This is a genomic window from Bacillus sp. K2I17, assembly GCF_002209985.1.
Classification (GTDB): Bacteria; Bacillota; Bacilli; order Bacillales; family Bacillaceae_G; genus Bacillus_A; species Bacillus_A wiedmannii.
Genome location: NZ_NJGF01000012.1, coordinates 123369 through 143170, shown reverse-complemented (window position 1 = coordinate 143170; position 19802 = coordinate 123369). Strand labels below are relative to the sequence as shown.

The 19802-nt window shown below is 34.3% G+C and carries 18 protein-coding genes and 1 pseudogene; 4 read left to right on the top strand and 15 right to left on the bottom strand.

Annotation, left to right across the window (positions count from 1 at the left end; genetic code table 11):
* Nucleotides 1-333 precede the first annotated feature (333 nt).
* The 8 genes from CER22_RS16220 to CER22_RS16185 form a co-directional block, all read right to left on the bottom strand.
* On the bottom strand, nucleotides 334-1563 hold the full coding sequence (locus CER22_RS16220) for an MFS transporter (protein ID WP_088609149.1): 1230 nt from the start codon (nucleotides 1561-1563) through the stop codon (nucleotides 334-336).
* 1 nt (nucleotide 1564) lies between these two features.
* Nucleotides 1565-2101 (bottom strand): NADPH-dependent FMN reductase, encoded by a 537-nt coding sequence (locus tag CER22_RS16215; protein ID WP_046955699.1) that lies wholly within the window; start codon nucleotides 2099-2101, stop codon nucleotides 1565-1567.
* A 146-nt stretch (nucleotides 2102-2247) separates the two neighbouring features.
* Nucleotides 2248-3402, bottom strand: a complete 1155-nt coding sequence (locus CER22_RS16210; RefSeq protein ID WP_088609148.1) for a DNA-binding protein — start codon at nucleotides 3400-3402, stop codon at nucleotides 2248-2250.
* Nucleotides 3403-3436: 34 nt separating this feature from the next.
* Nucleotides 3437-4657 carry a tetratricopeptide repeat-containing glycosyltransferase gene (locus tag CER22_RS16205; RefSeq protein WP_088609147.1) on the bottom strand — a complete coding sequence of 407 codons (1221 nt, stop codon included), beginning with the start codon at nucleotides 4655-4657 and terminating at the stop codon, nucleotides 3437-3439.
* Between the two features lie 270 nt (nucleotides 4658-4927).
* Nucleotides 4928-5824 (bottom strand): phosphogluconate dehydrogenase (NAD(+)-dependent, decarboxylating), encoded by an 897-nt coding sequence (gene gnd / locus CER22_RS16200; RefSeq protein ID WP_088609146.1) that lies wholly within the window; start codon nucleotides 5822-5824, stop codon nucleotides 4928-4930.
* A gap of 18 nt (nucleotides 5825-5842) precedes the next feature.
* Nucleotides 5843-7192, bottom strand: coding sequence for a GntP family permease (locus CER22_RS16195; RefSeq protein ID WP_141547252.1), 1350 nt, complete (start codon nucleotides 7190-7192; stop codon nucleotides 5843-5845).
* A 14-nt stretch (nucleotides 7193-7206) separates the two neighbouring features.
* A complete protein-coding gene (gene gntK / locus CER22_RS16190) occupies nucleotides 7207-8745 on the bottom strand; it encodes a gluconokinase (RefSeq protein WP_088609144.1) in 1539 nt (512 codons plus the stop codon).
* 437 nt (nucleotides 8746-9182) lie between these two features.
* Complete coding sequence (locus tag CER22_RS16185; protein WP_060488643.1) at nucleotides 9183-9620, bottom strand: Lrp/AsnC family transcriptional regulator; 438 nt, start codon at nucleotides 9618-9620, stop codon at nucleotides 9183-9185.
* A gap of 142 nt (nucleotides 9621-9762) precedes the next feature.
* On the opposite strand from CER22_RS16185, the gene CER22_RS16180 reads away from it, so the two are divergent.
* From CER22_RS16180 to CER22_RS16170, 3 genes are all read left to right on the top strand, one after another.
* Entirely contained in the window at nucleotides 9763-10344 is a 582-nt protein-coding gene (locus CER22_RS16180; protein WP_088080590.1) for a DJ-1/PfpI family protein, read from the top strand.
* 429 nt (nucleotides 10345-10773) lie between these two features.
* The gene (locus CER22_RS16175; protein WP_088609143.1) at nucleotides 10774-11676 is read left to right on the top strand and encodes an ABC transporter permease subunit; all 903 of its coding nucleotides are present in this window, start codon (nucleotides 10774-10776) and stop codon (nucleotides 11674-11676) included.
* Entirely contained in the window at nucleotides 11673-12692 is a 1020-nt protein-coding gene (locus CER22_RS16170) for an ABC transporter permease (RefSeq protein ID WP_131933672.1), read from the top strand. Before CER22_RS16175 ends, CER22_RS16170 begins: the two co-directional genes overlap by 4 nt.
* 140 nt (nucleotides 12693-12832) lie before the next feature.
* Here the strand turns inward: CER22_RS16170 and adhP are convergent, their stop codons facing one another.
* The 5 genes from adhP to CER22_RS16145 form a co-directional block, all read right to left on the bottom strand.
* Entirely contained in the window at nucleotides 12833-13870 is a 1038-nt protein-coding gene (gene adhP / locus CER22_RS16165) for an alcohol dehydrogenase AdhP (RefSeq protein WP_088609141.1), read from the bottom strand.
* Nucleotides 13871-14258: 388 nt separating this feature from the next.
* Nucleotides 14259-15113, bottom strand: a complete 855-nt coding sequence (locus CER22_RS16160; RefSeq protein ID WP_088063262.1) for a MurR/RpiR family transcriptional regulator — start codon at nucleotides 15111-15113, stop codon at nucleotides 14259-14261.
* Nucleotides 15114-15305: 192 nt separating this feature from the next.
* Nucleotides 15306-15953: a response regulator gene (locus tag CER22_RS16155; RefSeq protein WP_088609140.1), complete on the bottom strand. Its 648-nt coding sequence runs from the start codon at nucleotides 15951-15953 to the stop codon at nucleotides 15306-15308.
* A gap of 14 nt (nucleotides 15954-15967) precedes the next feature.
* Nucleotides 15968-17065 (bottom strand): sensor histidine kinase, encoded by a 1098-nt coding sequence (locus CER22_RS16150; protein ID WP_176546141.1) that lies wholly within the window; start codon nucleotides 17063-17065, stop codon nucleotides 15968-15970.
* A 175-nt stretch (nucleotides 17066-17240) separates the two neighbouring features.
* Nucleotides 17241-18134, bottom strand: coding sequence for a mechanosensitive ion channel family protein (locus CER22_RS16145; RefSeq protein WP_088063260.1), 894 nt, complete (start codon nucleotides 18132-18134; stop codon nucleotides 17241-17243).
* A gap of 253 nt (nucleotides 18135-18387) precedes the next feature.
* On the opposite strand from CER22_RS16145, the gene CER22_RS16140 reads away from it, so the two are divergent.
* On the top strand, nucleotides 18388-18837 hold the full coding sequence (locus CER22_RS16140) for an NUDIX hydrolase (RefSeq protein ID WP_088609139.1): 450 nt from the start codon (nucleotides 18388-18390) through the stop codon (nucleotides 18835-18837).
* Nucleotides 18838-18872: 35 nt separating this feature from the next.
* Here CER22_RS16140 and CER22_RS16135 read toward each other — a convergent pair whose 3' ends face one another.
* Both CER22_RS16135 and CER22_RS16130 read right to left on the bottom strand, forming a co-directional pair.
* The gene (locus CER22_RS16135) at nucleotides 18873-19421 is read right to left on the bottom strand and encodes a cysteine hydrolase family protein (protein WP_048541253.1); all 549 of its coding nucleotides are present in this window, start codon (nucleotides 19419-19421) and stop codon (nucleotides 18873-18875) included.
* A 114-nt stretch (nucleotides 19422-19535) separates the two neighbouring features.
* Nucleotides 19536-19790, bottom strand: a pseudogene (locus CER22_RS16130) (hypothetical protein).
* Between the last annotated feature and the right edge of the window lie 12 nt (nucleotides 19791-19802).

Below are 19802 nucleotides of genomic sequence, written 5' to 3'. Positions count from 1 at the left end.
CGAGATAGTCGTTGAACGTTCATCTTATCCATTTTGACTTAGATGATTCGAGGCGGAAGACCCATTGTTCTAGTGTTTAGGATTTAACCTTGCACGATCTGATTGATTTTTTCTGCTTTCGCGACATTCACGCTCGCTATTTCTAGCCACGTTGTAGTTCAATCAGCTTTAGGGATTGCCCGCAGTTAACCCTCACTACTAGCCAATCACTTGACTAGCAGGGCTTACTGATATGTTTAATTAACTTTCGTTATAATTGGTTAAATAAATCGTAACAGTTAATTACCCTTTCTTTTTATTATATAGAAAAAGAAAGGAAGGCAGAAGTATTTTTTAAACGATCGATTTATTAGAAACACTCGCTTCGAATTTACGTTTTGAGATTACATAGTTTATAGCAATTCCTAACGAAAGGATCAATATGAAACTTAGTAAATAAAACGGTACCATGACACCTACTTTAGATACACCAGCTGTAAACAGCATTAATAATACAATTCTTATTCCTGTACCAATTAATCGAAATAAGCTGTCTACACGTCCCATTACTTCATTTGGAATTTCCTCCATCATCAATACATTTCTTGCCACTCTTGTACCCGCATTTCCAATTGCATGAAAAATTGCAAGTCCATATAACAACATTACGGAAGGTTCAATAATCATTACGGTAATTGAAATTACATATATGAACATCGTCATGACGATTGAAACTTCTGTCTTTACATATTTCATCATAATTGGAATACTTATTCCCGCAAGAACCGCTCCGACACCGTACATCATACCTTCTATTGCGTATACAGAGGCACTGGCTTTTAATAGATCTGAGATATATACCGGGATTAAATAATTTGCCATCATGACACCGATAAACGGCATATAAGTCGCCAGTAAAAACCAAAAGAACTTCGGACGCTTTTGCATAAAGTGAATCCCTTCGAACAATTGCTTCTTAAATGTTACTTTTCTTTTTACTTCCTTTTTCTTTACATACGGTATACATAAGAAAAGGAAAAATGCTCCTGCAAAAGTTAACATATCTACTAACAAGATCCATTTTAAAGAAATGATTTCAATAAGGAAGCTAGCAGCCGCTCCTGAAATAACTTGAGTTAACTGTCCTTGTATTTCCATTGTTCCACTTAAATTTTTATAATGTTCTGCTTGAAATATCTCTTGGTTAAACGCAAATATTGTAGGATAAAATAATAAATAGTAAAATGACCCTGCTATATATATTAGAATATAGTGAATAGAATGATAAGGTTGCCCAGTAAATCCCCATATAGCCATCATTCCAATAACGACTATCCCAATACCTTCATTACATAATAATAAAGATTTTCTTGAAAAACGATCAATACTCTGCCCGATAAACGGTGTTAATAAAAACATAATAAGAGTTGCGATGATGGATACATAACCAAACGTTGTCTCTCCTCCATTCTCTTTAATTAACAACCACGGAATCGTTATCATAACAATGCCGGAACCAATAGCTGATAAACTATTGGCCCCTAGAATGAAATACAAGCGTGAATCTTTATACAGAGATGGCATATCACTCAACTCCTAGTTGTTTTTTCACCTCTTTATATACGCTCATATATGCTTTTAATTCTTTAACTAGATCATGAATTAACGGTTTTGCATCTTCTCCCAGTTCACCGTCTTGTACATGAAGTCCATCAAGCACAACTTGTTTTGGGATTGCATTTGCGTACACCCCTCTAGCAACAATACGCATATTGTTTAATGCGTTAATGCCACCTTTACCGCCTCCAGCAACTGCAAGTAATGCGACAGGTTTATGAACAAATTCACTACTGCTTAAGTAATCTAACGAATTTTTCAACGCTCCACTCATTGCATTATGATATTCAGGTGTACATAGTACTACACCGTCTGCAGTTTTCACTAATGCCTTTAATTTTTTTACCGCTTCTAATTCACGTTGTGATTCTTCCCCGTTATATAAAGGCAGTTCCTCTACTGATAAATCGTATAACTCCCCTTCAAATTGATCAGCAATATATTTTGCCACCACACGAGTTCTACCGAATTTTCTTGGCGTACCGTTAATAACGACTAGTTTCATAATTATTTCTCTCCTTTGTTTTTCAGTTATACTTATATATTATCAGAAATTTCTATACAAAACACAATATAAAGAGGGAACTAGCTTGATAAAATAGTATGATAGACGAAAAAAAGAACTCATACGAAAGTAGGAGTTCTTCACAATTACTTTTCTTCCGCTTTATCGCTCAGTATGTCTATGCTTCTTTTTGCTTCAAAATGGTTATACGCTTTTTCTGCTAATTTAATACGTTCTTCTGGTAATTCTATATATTTCATAACGTTTTCTATTATTTTTTCATACGGAGTAAACACTATTCCTGGCCACTCTATCTCGTCCTCGGGATTACTATTTTCAGAGATAATAAATTTCTTATTTGCCACTGCATAAGAAACTCGAGGAGTTTCAAGAATACCCGATAAGTAAAAATGAATATTTAATATAATTTTAGACCTAGCAATCAACTCATTTCTAACAATTCCCCACGCATTATTTTTAAAAACAATATTTAAATTCGGGGCAACTACTTTTAATTGATCTAAAATAGCTTGTCGCCTTGGGTTAAGAGCACCTATAAACAGTATATCAATGTCTTCAGTTAACTCTTCATCAAATGCATCTTTTTTTATTTCTAGAGTTGGGGCATAGTTCATTTCCACATGTTTTATTTCTTTTCCTACTCCTTTTTGTTTTAACCATTCTATATTTTGTTTACTATAATCCCAAATTTCCTTATCTTTTAATAACATTAAATAAAGAGGATGCGCATAAGGACTTCCTTCATATAGCTGTTCTAAATTATAAACAATTGCATTTTTTGGTAGTAGATTCGGATTATGCGCATACGTATGCGCTCCAAAAACAATTGTATTTTTCACATTTTCTAGTATTGTTTCTGAAATAATTGCTGTATTTCCCTCCTGCTCCAATCGCCATTTCAAAGCTCGCGCAACATCTATAAAACTACCATACGTCTTTGGGCATATAAAAAGACAATAATCATATTCTTTATTCAAATAAGCTTCCATTAGTCTTAAATTATTTTTATATAAATCCACATCCGGATATCTAATTAAAAGCTCACTTGCATGTTTTTTTGCTACTTTATACATTCCAGCATAATAAGCAGCAATGCACCTTCTTAATTCGATTTTTTGCCGATGCTCTTCTGCTACGTCCATGTCTATAAGGAGATTTGCGATACAATACGCTTTTAAATGATCACGATCATAATAATAATCTAGTAGTGGCATCAATTCTTCATACGTATTTCCATGCACGGATTCCCCTAGTTCTAGCGCCCATCGTATTAATTCCATGATTACTCCACTACTCCTTTAACCGACAATGTATTTAATAAAATTTCGCATTACTTTCTACCATATTTGCTATATGCAACGGTAGCTCTTCTTTTCTCGATTCCAAATATTTTTGTGATACTGCACCTAAATGTTTTTTATGCGGTATATAAAAAGCACTTATAGAAATCTCATAGTCAAATAAGTAATCATACACATGATAATCTACAAATAGCAGATCATTTTTCGGAAAAGGAATTTCCTTCCCTTGCAACGCATACATCAAAGCAATATTATTTTGAGATTTTAATCGATACATTCTTGCAAGTTGGTATAATGGCTCAGCCCGAGTTGGTCTATATTCCCACGCTTTTTGAAAATAAAGAATAGCTAATGCTGTATATTGCTCTTCTTGCGCCTTAGCATTTTCTTTTTCATCCACTTCTGTTACCTCATATTGTTTATTTGCTGAACGGTTTGCTAATTGTTCATAACAAAATCCTATTCGCAATAACGAATAGAACACCTCTTCAACCCATCCACCTGCTTCCACTCTTTTTTTGTACCATTTAATCGAATCTTCAAATTGACTTAAATGAAAATAAGTTTGGGCTAAATAAAATAAATATCTTATATGCAAATCTGGCGTTGTTTCTGGATCACTCAATCCTTGTAACAACAACCGCTCATCTCTCTCAAATTTATCAGCTTTACTACCACCATCCCCAGGATCGTTAACGACAAGCGTCTCTAACCTAGCTACTCTCGTATTGTAATTCGCACCAACTTTGGAACGATCTATATCCCAATACTCATGAGTAACACCGACAGATTTCCATGGTAAAGAAGCTTTCAAAAGGCGTGTAAGCCAATACTTAATATGAATATCATATTGCATTGTAAGATAGTGGTCTTCCGTTAAACTAGTCTTATCAAACTCGAGATCAACTTCTAATATCATATCTGCATCTAATATTAATAAATAATCTGCTTCTGGATATGTTTTTTGTGCTAATGAAACTGCTAAACTTCTGTTATAGCCAAAATTTTGAAATGGTTCATGATGAACTGTTCCAGGGATTTCATTTTCTTCACACCAATTTTCAATAATTTCAGGTGTATTATCAGTTGATCCCGTATCACAAATAGAAACAAAATCTACAATTGATTTTGTAGCATTTAAACATCTTTCCATAATTCTAGACTCGTTTTTAACAATCATACAAAGACATAACTTTTTTTCTTCCCCTGCATTCTTCACTTGCTCATTTCCCATTTAACCACCTCATATTTTATTAACACGCTCTTTTCATATGTAACACCACTTCATAGCTACACTGATGACATAATCATCCTTTTACTATTTATGAAAATTTCATTTTATTTATTCTTATTTTTATGTTGGGACATCTTTCATGCTTCACTATATATTTGATACAATCAGTACAAATAAACAATGATTGATTGGTATTTTTAAATTAGAAATTTCTTAAACTATAAAAAAAGAAACTTGCGCCTATGCACAAGTTTCTTTTTAAAAACAACCTTATTTTTTCACAACTTCATGTCCACCGAACTGATTACGAAGAGCTGAAACTACTTTTCCGTGGAATGTATCATCTTCTTGAGAACGGTAGCGCATAAATAATGACATTGCGATTACCGGTGCTGCCGCTTGAAGTTCAAGTGCCGTTTCCACAGTCCATTTCCCTTCTCCTGAAGAGTTCATCACACCTTTAATGCCATCAAGTTTAGGATCATCTGCAAATGCCTTTTCAGTTAAGTCCATTAACCAACCGCGGATAACTGATCCGTTTGCCCATACTTTAGCAACATCTTCATAATTGAAATCAAACTCACTTTTATCTAACACTTCAAAGCCTTCAGCGATTGCTTGCATCATTCCGTATTCAATACCGTTATGAACCATTTTTAAGAAATGACCACTTCCGACGCGGCCTGCATAAGAATACCCATTCTCTACTGCTAAATCTTTAAATAAAGGTTCTAATTGATCATAAATTTCTTTTTCTCCACCAACCATTAAGCAAGCACCGTATCTAGCTCCTTCTACACCGCCTGATGTACCGATATCTACGTAATGTAAACCAAAACTTTTCGCTTCTTCAGCACGGCGTAACGTATCTTTATAGAATGAATTCCCGCCTTCAATAACGATATCGCCTTCCTCTAATAATGGATATACATCTTTTAGTACCGATTCAACAACTTCTCCCGCAGGTACCATTACCCAAATTTTACGAGGAGCTTCTAGTTCAGCAATCATTTCTTTTAATGTATGACGAGCGGTAATCCCTATTGCCCCTGCCTTTTCAACAAGCTCTTTATTAACGTCATATACCACTACTTCATGCTTGTCTTCATATAAATGTTCTGCTAATGGGAATCCCATTTTTCCTAATCCAATTAAACCTAGTTTCATATTAATCAATCTCCCATTCTATACAAATATATTTAATAACGAAATGAGTCCAAGTGCTACAACAGATAATATCGTCTCCATTGCAGTCCATGTTAATAATGTTTCTTTCACAGTCATTCCGAAATATTCTTTAATCATCCAAAATCCAGAATCATTTACATGTGATAAAATTAATGACCCTGCACCTGTTGCAAGTGCTAGTAGTTCAACATTTACACCTGGTGTACTTGCTGCAATCGGCGCAACAATACCAGCTGCTGTCATCATAGAAACCGTTGCCGATCCAGTTGCGATTCGGATAAGTGCCGCAATTCCCCAGCCTAATAATATCGGTGAAATATGAGATTCTTTCGCCATTTCTGCGATTGTCGTTCCAATTCCAGAATCTAATAATACTTTATTAAATGCGCCGCCTGCACCGATAACTAACAGTATGTTCGCAATAGGCCCAAGGCAATCGTTTGTAAATTGTAATACTTTATCCTTTGAGAAACCTTTTGCATAACCAAGACTAAAGAAAGAGTATATCGTTGCAATTAATAACGCGACGATTGGATCTCCAATAAAGTGCAATACTTGTGCAAGTTGACTTGTTTTGTTTAGTGCTACTTCCGCAATTGATGCACCTAGCATTAGAAATACTGGAAGTAAAATTGTAAACAATGTATTTCCGAAACTAGGAAGCTCCTTCTTCTTATCTCTTTCAATAAATTGCTCCGCTATATCTAATGGTACTTCTTTATGTATACGAGCACCAATCCATTTCCCGTAAAGCGGACCTGAAATGATTGCAGTTGGAAGTCCGACGATTAAAGCATATAAAATTGTCTTCCCTACATCTGCTTTAAAAATACCTACTGCTGCCATCGCTGCTGGATGTGGCGGAACGAGTCCGTGTACAACAGATAAACCTGCTACTAGTGGAATACCGATTGTAATAAGTGATACCCCTGTTTCTAACGCAATTGTAAATACTAATGGAATTAGTAGTACAAATCCAACTTGGAAAAATACTGGAATCCCTACTAAAAATGCAACGAACATCATCGCCCAGTGAACACGTTTCTTCCCAAAACGATCTATTAATGTGGTAGCAATTCGTTCAGCACCGCCAGATTCGGCCATCATTTTTCCTAGCATGGTTCCTAATGCTAAAACTATCGCTAAAAACCCTAACGTATTACCAAGCCCTAGTTTAATAGAATCGATAATCCCTGGATCTTTTGGTGAAGTTCCAATCAATGGCATTCCCATTGCAAGTCCTACACCAATTGCTGTTAAAATTAACGCGACAAACGGATGCCATTTTACTACTGTAATAAGTAAAAGTAGTATGACAACTGCCGCTAGTACGATTCCAACTACCATTTCTCCCAATCCCCCTATTGTTTACGTTGGAAAGCAGCTATACAATCAAATTCTTCTTTCAAGCGATTGTAAAGTCGTTCATACATATAAAACATTTCTAAATATATAGCCGTATTTTCTTTATTCGGTACATGATGATGAACAATATCAATCCAATCCTTTACCTCTTCAAGAGAATCAATTTTTCCTACAGCATATAAAGCAACTGCCGCTGCCCCAAGCGCAGATGCTTCATGACTTTCAGGAACAAGCAATTCTTTTCCCATCATATCGGATAACATTTGTCTCCAAAATGCAGATTTCGCAAAACCTCCTGAAACGCGTATTTCAGTAAGTGGCCCTGTACAATCCCTGATTGCGAGTGCAACAGAATATACGCTCATACAAACACCTTCCATGACTGCACGTATAAAATGTTCTCGTTTATGCTGAAGGTTTATTCCAAAGAATGTACCACGAGCATTTGCATTCCAGTACGGTGCACGCTCTCCAGATAAAAACGGTAAAAATAGCAATCCACCCGCTCCAGCTGGTACACTTTCCGCATACTTAATTAATAAATCATACGGATCAATGCCAAGTTTTTTTGCTACTTCTTGCTCTGGGCTACCAAATTCATCACGTAACCATCTCAGTAATATTCCGCCGTTATTCGTTGGTCCGCCGATCACCCAGTGCTCGTCTGTTAATGCATAACAAAACGTTCTTCCTTTTTCATCTGTATTAACACTTGATGAAATTGTTCGAACCGCACCACTTGTACCAATTGTAATTGCAGCTGAGCCAGGCGATATTGCCCCAACGCCCACATTCGCAAGAACACCATCACTTGCACCAATAACAACTGGCGTATCTTCACGAATACCCATCTTTTGTGCTAATTCCGGTTTCATACCCGACAAAATATATGTAGTTGGCACTGGTGTTGATAATTGTTCTGGTGACATATGTAACAACGTTAAAACATCTTCATCCCAGTTTAATGTTTCTAAATTAAATAACCCAGTAGCTGATGCTATTGAATAATCCACTACGTAACGTGAAAACAATTGATACATAACATACTCTTTAATGGAAATAAATTTATATGCGCTCGCATATAATTCTGGCTCTTCCTCTTTCATCCACAATAATTTAGAAAGTGGCGACATCGGATGAATTGGTGTACCCGTTCGTCTATAAATTTCATGACCATTCATATGTTGTAATAATTTTTCTGACTGTTTCGTACTTCGATTATCTGCCCAAATGATAGAACGCGTTAATGGTGCACCGTTTTTATCTACTGCAATTAATGCGTGCATTGCTGTACTAATACCGATTGAAGAAATATCCTCTGGTAACACGTTACCCTTTCGGATGGCAACGCTTACAGTTTTATATACAGCAGCACATATTACATCAGGATCTTGCTCAGCCCATCCGACGTTCGGTTGAATAATTGGATAATCAACTGCATGTGATACAACGACTTTTCCTTTTTCTGTAAACACAACCGTTTTTGTACTTGTGGTACCGATATCAATCCCGATTACTCTCCCCCTTGTTTCCATGCGAATCTTCCCTTCGTTTCTAGCAAAATACGATCTAGTAAACCGTTTACATGAATTAGTATATAAAATATTTTTTCATTAATCAAGCTTTAAAAAAGAAAATTTTTTTCATAACAAAAAATATATCCCCCTCATTCCATTTCACTTACATACTAAATTTAGATTTTCCCCGCGGTAAAGTTGCGTTATATTCGTTACATTTCGCAACACACTCTCTTTTTCTTTCATTAACAACACATACATAGTTCTTCCTTACGTTCTACTCATTTGCATGAAAAAGAGTTGAGAAGCAATATTCATTTTTAAGGGTCACTTTACATAACCATCAAGCTAAGAAAAATGATTAGTGACCCTTCTTTTTATACAAGTCCGAAAAATAAGGGATATTTTTAAAAGATTATTAAGTAGGCAATAGTTAATTGATTAGGCCAGTATTTTTATTCTTCACTAATAAAGGGAGCAATTATCTTTTTTTCATGAGAAGATAACACGATATTTGTTGATGGCGTACCATATTGCATCGAATCATCAATAAATTTTTCTAAACTTTCTACAGAATACGTTGCTAATTTGACAATATAGCTAATTTCCCCTGCTACTCTGTAACACTCAATTACATCTGGATGATTATAGCAAAAGTTAGATAATGATTTACAATTCGTTGATTTAAACAATATAAGTGCAGAAATTGGACGATTAATTTTTTTTAGAGAAACACGTGCATGGTAACCTTCAATAATCTGTTGCTCCTCTAACTTCCTTACTCGCTCAGTTACTGACGGAGAAGATAAGTGAACTGCTTCAGCTAAATCCTTCATTGAAATTTTTGCATTTGACTGTAATAACCCCACGATTTTTTTATCAATTTGATCCATAAACTATCCAACCTTTTTTTATAAAATAGAATAACCTAAATTCTTTATATAATAAAGCCAAACAATTGAATATCCTTATTTAACTTATTCATCAGCTTTTTATATTTATATAAAATAAGGATATTAGGAGGCGATTTACGATATGAAAAAGATTTTATTATTATTAGCTGACGGATTTGAAGCAGTAGAAGCTAGTGTATTTACAGACGTACTAGGCTGGAATAAGTGGGAGGGTGATGGATCGACCGAGGTCATAACAGCTGGTCTTCGGGATAAATTAACCTGTACTTGGAATTTTACTGTCATACCCGAAAAAACGGTTGATAATATTCAATTGGATGAGTTTGATGCACTAGCTATTCCAGGAGGGTTTGAAGAAGCTGGTTTTTATCGGGATGCATTCAGTAAAGAATTCTTACATGTTATTCAACATTTCCATGTCAAACAGAAGCCTATTGCAAGTATTTGTGTTGCATCATTAGCGCTTGGTAAAAGTGGAATTCTTATAGATAAAAAAGCTACCACATACAGTCATCCAACGAGTAAACGAAAAGAGCAGTTAAAGAATTTCGGTGCAAAAGTACAAAATGATTTAATTGTTCAAGATGGAAATATTATTACATCTTCAAATCCAGGTACAGCTTTTGATGTTGCATTTTTATTACTTGAAAAATTAACATCTAAACAGAACGCTAAACATGTAAAGAATCTTATGGGGTTTTAAACATTAAACTTCAACAAAGAGATAATTCTAGAGCTTGTTAGAATTATCTCTTTGTTGAACCACAGGTGCCCTCCTAGGAATTCATTGATCCCTAGGAGTTTTTTAAATTTCCTACACGTAGCCTAAAAGAAGAAACCATCTCGTCTAAAATTAACTTTGCATCAGCTTAGCTTTATCGCGCTGAAGTCGCGTAACATAGCCGCTACCTCTCCAAATAAGAATTCTGTACATTTTGCTCTATTAATTGTTTTTGGTTCACTCATCCTATTACCTTAATAAACTTAGAGCGCGGATCCTACTATAACTTTATTAACTTGTAAATATATGTTCCATACTATAAAATCTAATAGTATTTTTATTTTTCAGAAAAATAAAACAATATTTTAGACTTTATTGTATAATGTTGTAAAAAGATGTCGGAGGGATTTAATGTTACATAAAATATCTCAATTCACAATTAAGCTTTCATCAATTCTTTTATCACTGTTACTATTATTAAATTTACCTTATTTATTTATCACTCAACAAGGATTCACCTTTCAACCAATTTATTTTTTTAACCAGATCGTTACTATGTTAAAACAGGTTTTCTCACCTGAATCATTGTTGGTTATAGGATCAGACCCAAAGTTTGGTCATTTAAAAACAACACCACTATTTCCAACTGTTTTAGAACCTTACCTATATTCGTTTATTGTATTATTTGTGGCCTTTTTGCTTGCGCTCTTTATCTCATCTAGCATGGCATTTTTTTATTTTTTAGCAAAAGATTATATAAAAAAATGGATAAACCGGATTGTGTTCATATTAGAAGCTGTCCCTGATATGATGATGATGATTTGTTTGCAAATATTTTTCATTTGGGTACTTAAGAAATTTGGGGAAGCTCCTTTCACCATTATTTCTTTTAATGAAAATCGTGCTTATTTACTCCCTATTTTATCTTTAGCGGTCTTACCTACATTACAAATGTTTCGGATGATGGTGTTATACATACAAGAAGAACATGGAAAACATTACATAGAGGTTGCATATGGAAAAGGGTTTTCATCAAGTTATATACTATGCATTCATTTATTCAAAAATATATCTATCCACTTTTTCCACCATTTAAAAACGATTTTTGTTTTCTTACTTTCTAACTTATTCATTTTAGAATTTGTTTTTAATATGCAAGGCATTATTCAATTTTTATTTAAAAAGGCGTTTATTTCACCTCCAGCTGCATTTATCATACTTGTCATGATTATCTTACCGTTTTATGCCATTTTTCAAATAACCTCTTTCATGATGAATAGATGGCAAAAGCAATTGAAAGGAGCAGCTTTATGAAATCTATTTGGAAATCAAAACGCTTTTTAATCGGCTTTACTTATTTATTCATACTTGTTTCAGCTAGTTTTATTTATAGTTGGTTCTTTAAAGATAACATCCCAAAACCTCCTCAGTTACTTTACAATGACAATAACGAATTACTTGGAAAGGCCCCCTTTCCACCATCGTTAATACCTCCTTTTGGATCTGATCGTTTTGGAGAATCTGTTTTCTTACAAATTATAGAAGGAGCAAAATTTACCATTTTATTAGCCGTGGCAATTAGCTTCTTTCGAATTTTATTCGGAACATGTATAGGGATCCTCTTAAGTTTATATGCTCCAAAATTCAAGAGATTTTTCCAGTCATGCTCAGAAGTTTTTTATTACATTCCTACTTTATTTATCGCATTTATACTCATCACACCCGTTAATATTGTAATCGTATCAAATGCTGATAGATTAGATCCAAATATTTCATTTGCGTTTTATCAAGTACTCGTACTTATTTTCGTCGCTCTGCCTACACTTTCTTTATATATATCCTCAGAGGTTGATGAATTTATGAAACAAGATTACATTTTAAGTTCCCAATTGCTAGGGGCTAGCCGTTTTCATATTATCAAAAAACACTTACGAGTCTTATTACTTGACCGCTTATTTGTGTTATTTATGGAACATATCGTTCAAACTCTCATACTCGTTATCCATTTAGCGTTGCTTGATATTGTAATTGGTGGGATACAAATGCGTGAACTCTATGACGGAGTACTCAAACCTGTTTCTCTATCTAATGATTGGGCAGGCCTTATTGGATTAAATCGTTATGAAATGAATATTTCATGGTGGATTATTTTGTATACTCTCGTTTCATTCTTTATTACGATTCTATTTATAAAGCTTATGACAATCGGGATTCAAGATGCACTGAAAGCAAGAGATTCGCAAGTTGTAGCAATTCAAACCGTTCCAAATCATAAAAAATTTGTTAAAAGTAAAGATTCTTTTTCGTTTGTAGATAAAGTGAACCTTTAATCCTTTCTCGTTAGTCGACATTGATAGTAGTGGAATGCAAAGAAGATGATTCCTGTTGAATGCAGGGATCATCTTCTTTCTGCCGTCTAACTTTTTTACATGTCTTTAGCTAGACTCATGCTTTTTATATTTAAAATGAATTATTTGCAATCACAATTATGCTGTTTAAAATCGATTACCATACGCCCTTGAATTCTACCTTGTTCCATTTCTTCGAATACATTTTGTACTTTATCTAGAGAACAAGTTTGAACAACCGGCACTACTTTTCCTTCTGCACCGAACATGAATGCCTCTTCTAAGTCTTTACGAGTACCGACTAGAGAACCAACTACTTCAATTCCATCTAGTACAAGTCGCGGAATGTTTAAATCCATCGTTTCTACTGGTAAACCTACTGCAACGACTTTACCACAAGCACGTACTGCATCAACTGCTGAATTGAACGCTACTTTAGAAACGGCTGTTACTACAGCAGCATAAGCACCACCAAACTCATCTTGAACAATCTTATCAGCAGGACCTTGAGAAATTGGATTGATAGTCATATCCGCACCAACCTCTTTTGCTAATGCTAATTTATCGTCATTAATATCTACTGCAATTACCTTTGCACCAAATACGTTTTTAGCATATTGGATAGCTAGGTTACCTAATCCACCACACCCATAGATGACGATAGGTTGACCAGGTTTAATGTCTGATACTTTTATTGCTTTATATGTAGTTACGCCCGCACATGTGATTGATGATGCTTGAGCAGGATCTAATCCTTCTGGTACTTTCACAGCATAATCAGCTGTAACAATACATTGTTCTGCCATACCACCATCTACTGAATAACCAGCATTCTTAACTTCACGGCAAAATGTTTCTCTACCAGTTATGCAATATTCACAACGTCCACAAGATTGGAACATCCACGCAATACTTACACGGTCACCTACCTTTAGTGAAGTTACATCATCAGCAATTTTCGTAACAATACCTACACCCTCATGACCAAGAATACGGCCATCTGTATTTCCAAAATCATGATTTGCAACGTGTAAATCAGTATGACAAACTCCACAATACTCTACATCCACTAGCGCTTCACCTGAGTGTAACGGACGCAATTCCTTTTCAATAACTTCAATGTTTGCTTTACTATTTTTATTTACTACTACCGCTTTCATATGTGATCTCCCCTTTAGTGTTTTAGAATTTTAATGAGTTCATCTCACAACTTCTACCTGCACTGTTTCGGCCAATTATTGCACCAAATTTAAATGTTCAATCATCATTACACGTTCATCATAACATGTAATTTTAAAAGCTTATTGTTAAATATTGAACAATATTTGAATTATTAACCAAATTTTTTCTTACTATATTTGAAGGGAAAACTGAGATTTCATCTATGTATCGTTTATTAGAATTCAAGATGCGAAGTAATAAATAAAGATTTTTTAATATAGGAAATTATTATCATCATATTTTCAAAAAAGATTATAACGAGTAAACCTAGATTATATATCATCAAACTATTGACCAATATAAAAAGCCCTTCAATTGAAGGACTTTTTATATTCGTTTCATCGAAATTGTTTCGCGTATACTTTGTAAATTTTGCAATGTCTCTTCTTGGCGTTGTAACGATAGCCCAACGTATAAAGTATCTAACAAACTTAACTGTGCTAATCTTGATGAACTTGCTTCTGTACGGAATTCCGTCTCACGTGTTGAAGTATATAATGTAATATTAGCAAGTTGACTTAATGCTGATTTCTGATAGCTCGTAATTGCAATAATGCGAGCTCCTCTTGCTTTTGCTACTTCTAACGCTTCCAGTAACCCTTTATTGCTACCAGAATGAGAAATTGCAATTACCACTGCTTCTTTAGTAAGTAAACCCGCACCCATAATTTGAAAATGTGAATCTGTATGAGCAATACAAGAAATACCCGTTCTCATAAATTTATGATATGCATCCATCGCTATAATACCAGAACCACCATTTCCATAAAACTCAATACGACTTGCATCTTGCAATACCTTTACGGCTTGCTCTAGCGCTGTATCATTTAACAAATGCAATGTATCTTGCAGTCCTGTAATATGCGAATGAAAAACTTTTTTAGCAACAGTTACCATACTATCTTCTGCCGATACTTCTTCATGAATATTTTGCATAGGAGTATGTACAATTTCACGAGCTAATGTAATCTTTAAATCTTGAAACCCTTGAAAACCGAGGTGCTTACATAAGCGGAATATCGTAGCTTCAGAACTATTCGTAACTTCAGCTAATTCTGTAATAGATTTATGTACAACATCTTGTGGATGTTTCAATATATGTTCGGCAATACTTCGCAATTTCGGTGATAAACCGTTTAACGAAGCCTGAATCTTTCCAATCCCACTTCTTGTACCTGGCATAGCATATCTTCCCCTTCCATTGTAGTTTTATTGTACCTAATTATAGAAAGAAGAAAAACCTTTATTTAGCACTACTATAAATTGAAACTTTAATCAGTGAGAGTATTGTACATCTCCCACTAATTATAAGCCCGCAAATAGCGGGATAAATTTTAAATACTCCTATGTATTCTGTCGTAACATGGGACATAATTATTCATACTTATTATTTCCCCCGTGCTTCACCGCATATAATGCAGCTTGCGTACGATCATCTACTTCCAATTTAGCTAAAACATTTGAAACGTGTGTTTTCACAGTCTGTTCTGTAATATGAAGCTCTGCTGCAATTTCTTTATTACTTCGCCCTTTCGCAATTTCACGAAGTACTTCTTGCTCTCTTTTTGTTAACATGGAAAAAGGGTTCTCTTTTTCTTTCTTAACTGCTGATCGTCCTAATAGTGCCGGTGTTACTTTCGGATGAAAATTCGCATTCCCTTCATGTACTGCGATAATTGAAGCTACAAGTTGCTCAGGTTGTACTTCTTTTAATTGATAACCATCTGCTCCAGCTTCCAGTGCTGGTAAAACATAATCTTGCTCTGAAAAACTGCTTAATATAAGTATCTTTATTGTTTTATCATATTGCTTTATCCGTTTTGTTGCTTCTATACCATCCATCTTCGGCATTGATAGATCCATTAATACTACATCTGGTCTTTCCGTTTGAATGAATGTTAATGCCTCTTCACCATTTTCTGCTTCCCCAACTATTTCAAATTCTTCTCTCGTTTTTAAAAAGAATACAAGTCCTCTTCGAACGATATGATGATCCTCAACTAGTAGTAATTTAATCTTCAATCTTCTTCTCCCCTTTAAACCGGCAATTGAATTTCAATTTTTGTACCCTTTTTCAGCTCAGTTTTTATTTGAAATGATCCCCTCATTAACTGAATACGTTCCTTCATACTTTTTAAACCGAGCGCTGACTCTCTTACGTGATCTTGTATAAATCCTATTCCGTTATCCTCTATGTAAAAATACAACTGGTTATTTTCTATTTTTAAAAGAACATTTACCTTTTCACATGAAGCATGTTTTTTACAATTATGTATTGCTTCTTGACTAATACGCCATAAAACTTCTTCTATTTCATCTCCAATTGAAACCATACCATCAATTCGAACTTCCACGTGGATCCCTAACAACTTTCCGTAATTTTTAATTGCTTCTGCTAAACCTTTCTCTAATCCTTCCGGTCTTAATTGCCAAATTAAAAGTGTCATTTCTTGTAATGCTTCCTGTGATAATTCTCCAATATAGCTCAACATCTCTTGCAAGTCTCTATCTTGCGTCATATTTAAAGTACCTTTTGCTGTTAGCATAATAGAAAATAACAATTGTTTTACTGAATCATGTAAATCACGTGCAAGTCGATTTCTTTCAGCTACCACTACGTATTTACGTTCTTTCTCTACTAACTGAATACGTTGTATTGTCGTTCCTATTTGAAATGCAATCGATTCTAATAATGCCAATTCTTCCTCTGAAAAGTGTGTTTTTTGAGGTGAGGCTACATTTAATAGACCAAACTTCTCCGATCCAGACCTAAGTGGAATCGTCGCATGATGCGTAACATCTTCTGTCTCTCCCCAATTACACTCAATCGCATCCTCTATTCGCTTACATTCAATAATATTTGTCGCTTTTTCCAATCTGCCATTCACAAAACGCTCTACACACCAGCAGTCCCCTTCACACATCGGCTTCTTCTCTTTCCATGTAAGAGCCGGTGGTAAGTTTTCATCTACAAGCATACGGTGCTTTCCACTTTCATCGATAAAGAATATCCACCCTGTTTGTAAATTCATAACTTGTAACAATGTATGTAACACTTTTTCTAACATGACTTGTAAGTCTGTTGCTTCATTTAATAATTCTGCAATTGCTTTTAATGCTTCTAAACGATGCATCTCTTTTTCTTCAAAGTTCATTTTCATCACCATCTATCATTATAACATTAAGAAATTTCTAAATTCTACAAATAAGAAAGAACTGAATTCCTTCAGTTCTTTCTTTAAATTAATCATTTTATTATTTTTCTATCCAATGTTGGAAGCTAGATTTTTGTTAACAAACTATTCTATTTTAGCTGTCCGATAAAGATTGTCCACCATGGTTATGCTGTAAACTTTCAGTAGTAACGACCATATTTGCTGCTGGCATTTGCACTTGATTCTTATGGAACATAGACATTAATTCAAACCTTACTTGTCTAGAAGTTTCAAAATAATCTTCTGGCTTTATTAAACCTGTAATACAAAATTCATATCCAACATATTTAAGGTTCGGGTTTAAATCTGTGACACCAACATATTTAAACGGCTCAACAGCTTCATCCTCTACTTTATAAAGACTCGAAGCCAATCTTTCATTACAATTAACACAAACTTCTTCTAACAATTCCTTAACTCTTGTAGGATCTTCCTGATAACTTACCGTAATCCGTTCAATTACGCGCATCCATCCTTTATTAAAATTTTGTATCGTCCTAATCTCTCCGTGTGGTATCGTAAGAAGTTTTCCTGACCATTCACGAATTTGCATAAAACGAATACTAATTTCCTCAATTGTTCCTGAATTTGTTCCGTTAAAAGTAACAAAATCGCCAACACGAAACTCTTTGTCCGCTAATCTCGCAAAGCCTAATATAACATCTTTTAACATCTGTTGTGCAGCAAAACCAATAACAACTCCCGCTATCCCTGCACCTGCAATGATACTTTTTATATCTACAAATTGGCTAATTAAATATATGATTAGACTGATGATAATGATATATCTAAAAATAGATCGAATCACACTTTGAATCGTTTGCTCTACCTCTTCATCAAAAAAGCTTGATTTCCTAAAAAACCAATCAATAATACGGTTGATTACAAAAGAGATAATGATTAAAACTAATGCAAATAGTAAAAATCTTAAAAGTAAAAACTCACGTACATAATTAAAAAATTCTTCAGTATACGTTAATAAACTCATCCATCCACACCCTTAACTAATGAAAATTTCATGAAAAACTAATTTATTGTCATACCTTTTGATTTCCTTAAAACTTGTTACACTTTCTTCTATAAATATACCCTTTTTCATTATCTAAAGGGAGATTACATTAGAATTTTTTTATACCCGACTTTATTTTATGACTGCGCTACATATCTCAAAAAAGGAAAATATTAACACAATACCAAATAGTTCATTTGTAAATATTTTGACTCGCGGGGGTTAACTAACAATGGGCTATATCGAAGAACTAAGAGAAGTTATTGGATCAAGACCACTCAATTTATCTGGCGTTGCTGTAGCTGTCTTCAATGAAAAAGAACAAATATTACTACAACAGAGACGAAGTGGTATTTGGGCTGTCCCTGGTGGATTCGTTGAACTTGGCGAATCAACGGAAGAAGCCGGAAGACGGGAAGTGCTTGAAGAAACAGGGATTGAAATAGGCTCTTTACAGTTAATAAGCGTATTTTCCGGAAAAGAATTTTTTGTAAAATTACCGAACGGAGATGAATTTTACCCTATAACAATCGCATATCTTTGCAAAGATATTACAGGTGGTACGTTAAAAGCTGATGGATTAGAATCATTACATGTACAATTTTTTGACTTAAATGGGTTACCAGAAAAAATTAGTCCGTTCATAAAAAAACTAATCGAGCGAAACCTCGTCTCAATTTAAACGAAAAAAGAGACCTTTTTAAAGGCCTCTTTTTTTCACTTCACTTCTGCATGTAAGCATGACTTAAAATGTCCAAGGGCAAATTCATGTCCTTGCTCATTAAAAGATGCAACCGCCTTTTCAAAAACAACAATTTTAAATCCTTTATTATAAGCGTCTACTGCTGTGTGAAGAACACAAATATCAGTACAAACACCTACAAGATGAACTTCTTCTATTCCTCTTTCTCTTAACTTCATCTCTAAGTTTGTTCCTGCAAATGCACTATATCGTGTTTTATCCATATAATATACATTCTCTGCATTTTTATATGTTTCGTACACATCTTGTAATTCACCAAACAAATCTCTTCCATTTGTACCAGCTATATTATGAGGCGGGAATAACTTTGATTCTGGATGATATACATCATTTTCATCGTGTTTATCGATTGCAAAGACAACATAATCCCCATTTTCAATATATTCTTTCGTTATATGGACAATTTCCTTCTCAATTTCTTGTCCTGGTTTCCCGCATGTTAAAGCACCTTTTTCAGCTACAAAATCATATGTATAATCAATATTAATAAGAGCTCGTTTCATAACCACTATCTCCCCTTCTCCTGTTTCACAGTAAACAATAGAAAATTTGTTATTACGACATCGTATGTACTATTCGACATTTCAAATGAAATACCTACATTTTTCATGTAAAACTTACCTTAACCTGAGTTTATCATATGATAGATAAACAATGGTAAAACAAATAGCTCCTATTAACAAATCATGAATTTGTTAATTGAGCGTAATTTGAGTCACCTCTTGGATCATAAACCAAATGACTGACATCGTTAAAATAATCAAGACGATACGAATACACCGATTCACATCTTCAGCCTCTTTCTCTATCATAGTAGAAACAAGTGATTTCTTCCTACTTAATCGTATTAGAAAACGAAACAAGTTATTCACTGTTACATCCTC

Excerpts from the sequence above, each read along its gene's own strand:
- CER22_RS16220 (WP_088609149.1), bottom strand. The coding sequence starts at position 1,563 with ATGCCATCTCTGTATAAAGATTCACGCTTGTATTTCATTCTAGGGGCC.
- CER22_RS16215 (WP_046955699.1), bottom strand. The coding sequence starts at position 2,101 with ATGAAACTAGTCGTTATTAACGGTACGCCAAGAAAATTCGGTAGAACT.
- CER22_RS16210 (WP_088609148.1), bottom strand. The coding sequence starts at position 3,402 with ATGGAATTAATACGATGGGCGCTAGAACTAGGGGAATCCGTGCATGGA.
- CER22_RS16205 (WP_088609147.1), bottom strand. The coding sequence starts at position 4,657 with ATGGGAAATGAGCAAGTGAAGAATGCAGGGGAAGAAAAAAAGTTATGT.
- gnd (WP_088609146.1), bottom strand. The coding sequence starts at position 5,824 with ATGAAACTAGGTTTAATTGGATTAGGAAAAATGGGATTCCCATTAGCA.
- CER22_RS16195 (WP_141547252.1), bottom strand. The coding sequence starts at position 7,192 with ATGGTAGTTGGAATCGTACTAGCGGCAGTTGTCATACTACTTTTACTT.
- gntK (WP_088609144.1), bottom strand. The coding sequence starts at position 8,745 with ATGGAAACAAGGGGGAGAGTAATCGGGATTGATATCGGTACCACAAGT.
- CER22_RS16185 (WP_060488643.1), bottom strand. The coding sequence starts at position 9,620 with ATGGATCAAATTGATAAAAAAATCGTGGGGTTATTACAGTCAAATGCA.
- CER22_RS16180 (WP_088080590.1), top strand. The coding sequence starts at position 9,763 with ATGAAAAAGATTTTATTATTATTAGCTGACGGATTTGAAGCAGTAGAA.
- CER22_RS16175 (WP_088609143.1), top strand. The coding sequence starts at position 10,774 with ATGTTACATAAAATATCTCAATTCACAATTAAGCTTTCATCAATTCTT.
- CER22_RS16170 (WP_131933672.1), top strand. The coding sequence starts at position 11,673 with ATGAAATCTATTTGGAAATCAAAACGCTTTTTAATCGGCTTTACTTAT.
- adhP (WP_088609141.1), bottom strand. The coding sequence starts at position 13,870 with ATGAAAGCGGTAGTAGTAAATAAAAATAGTAAAGCAAACATTGAAGTT.
- CER22_RS16160 (WP_088063262.1), bottom strand. The coding sequence starts at position 15,113 with ATGCCAGGTACAAGAAGTGGGATTGGAAAGATTCAGGCTTCGTTAAAC.
- CER22_RS16150 (WP_176546141.1), bottom strand. The coding sequence starts at position 17,065 with ATGCATCGTTTAGAAGCATTAAAAGCAATTGCAGAATTATTAAATGAA.
- CER22_RS16145 (WP_088063260.1), bottom strand. The coding sequence starts at position 18,134 with ATGAGTTTATTAACGTATACTGAAGAATTTTTTAATTATGTACGTGAG.
- CER22_RS16140 (WP_088609139.1), top strand. The coding sequence starts at position 18,388 with ATGGGCTATATCGAAGAACTAAGAGAAGTTATTGGATCAAGACCACTC.
- CER22_RS16135 (WP_048541253.1), bottom strand. The coding sequence starts at position 19,421 with ATGAAACGAGCTCTTATTAATATTGATTATACATATGATTTTGTAGCT.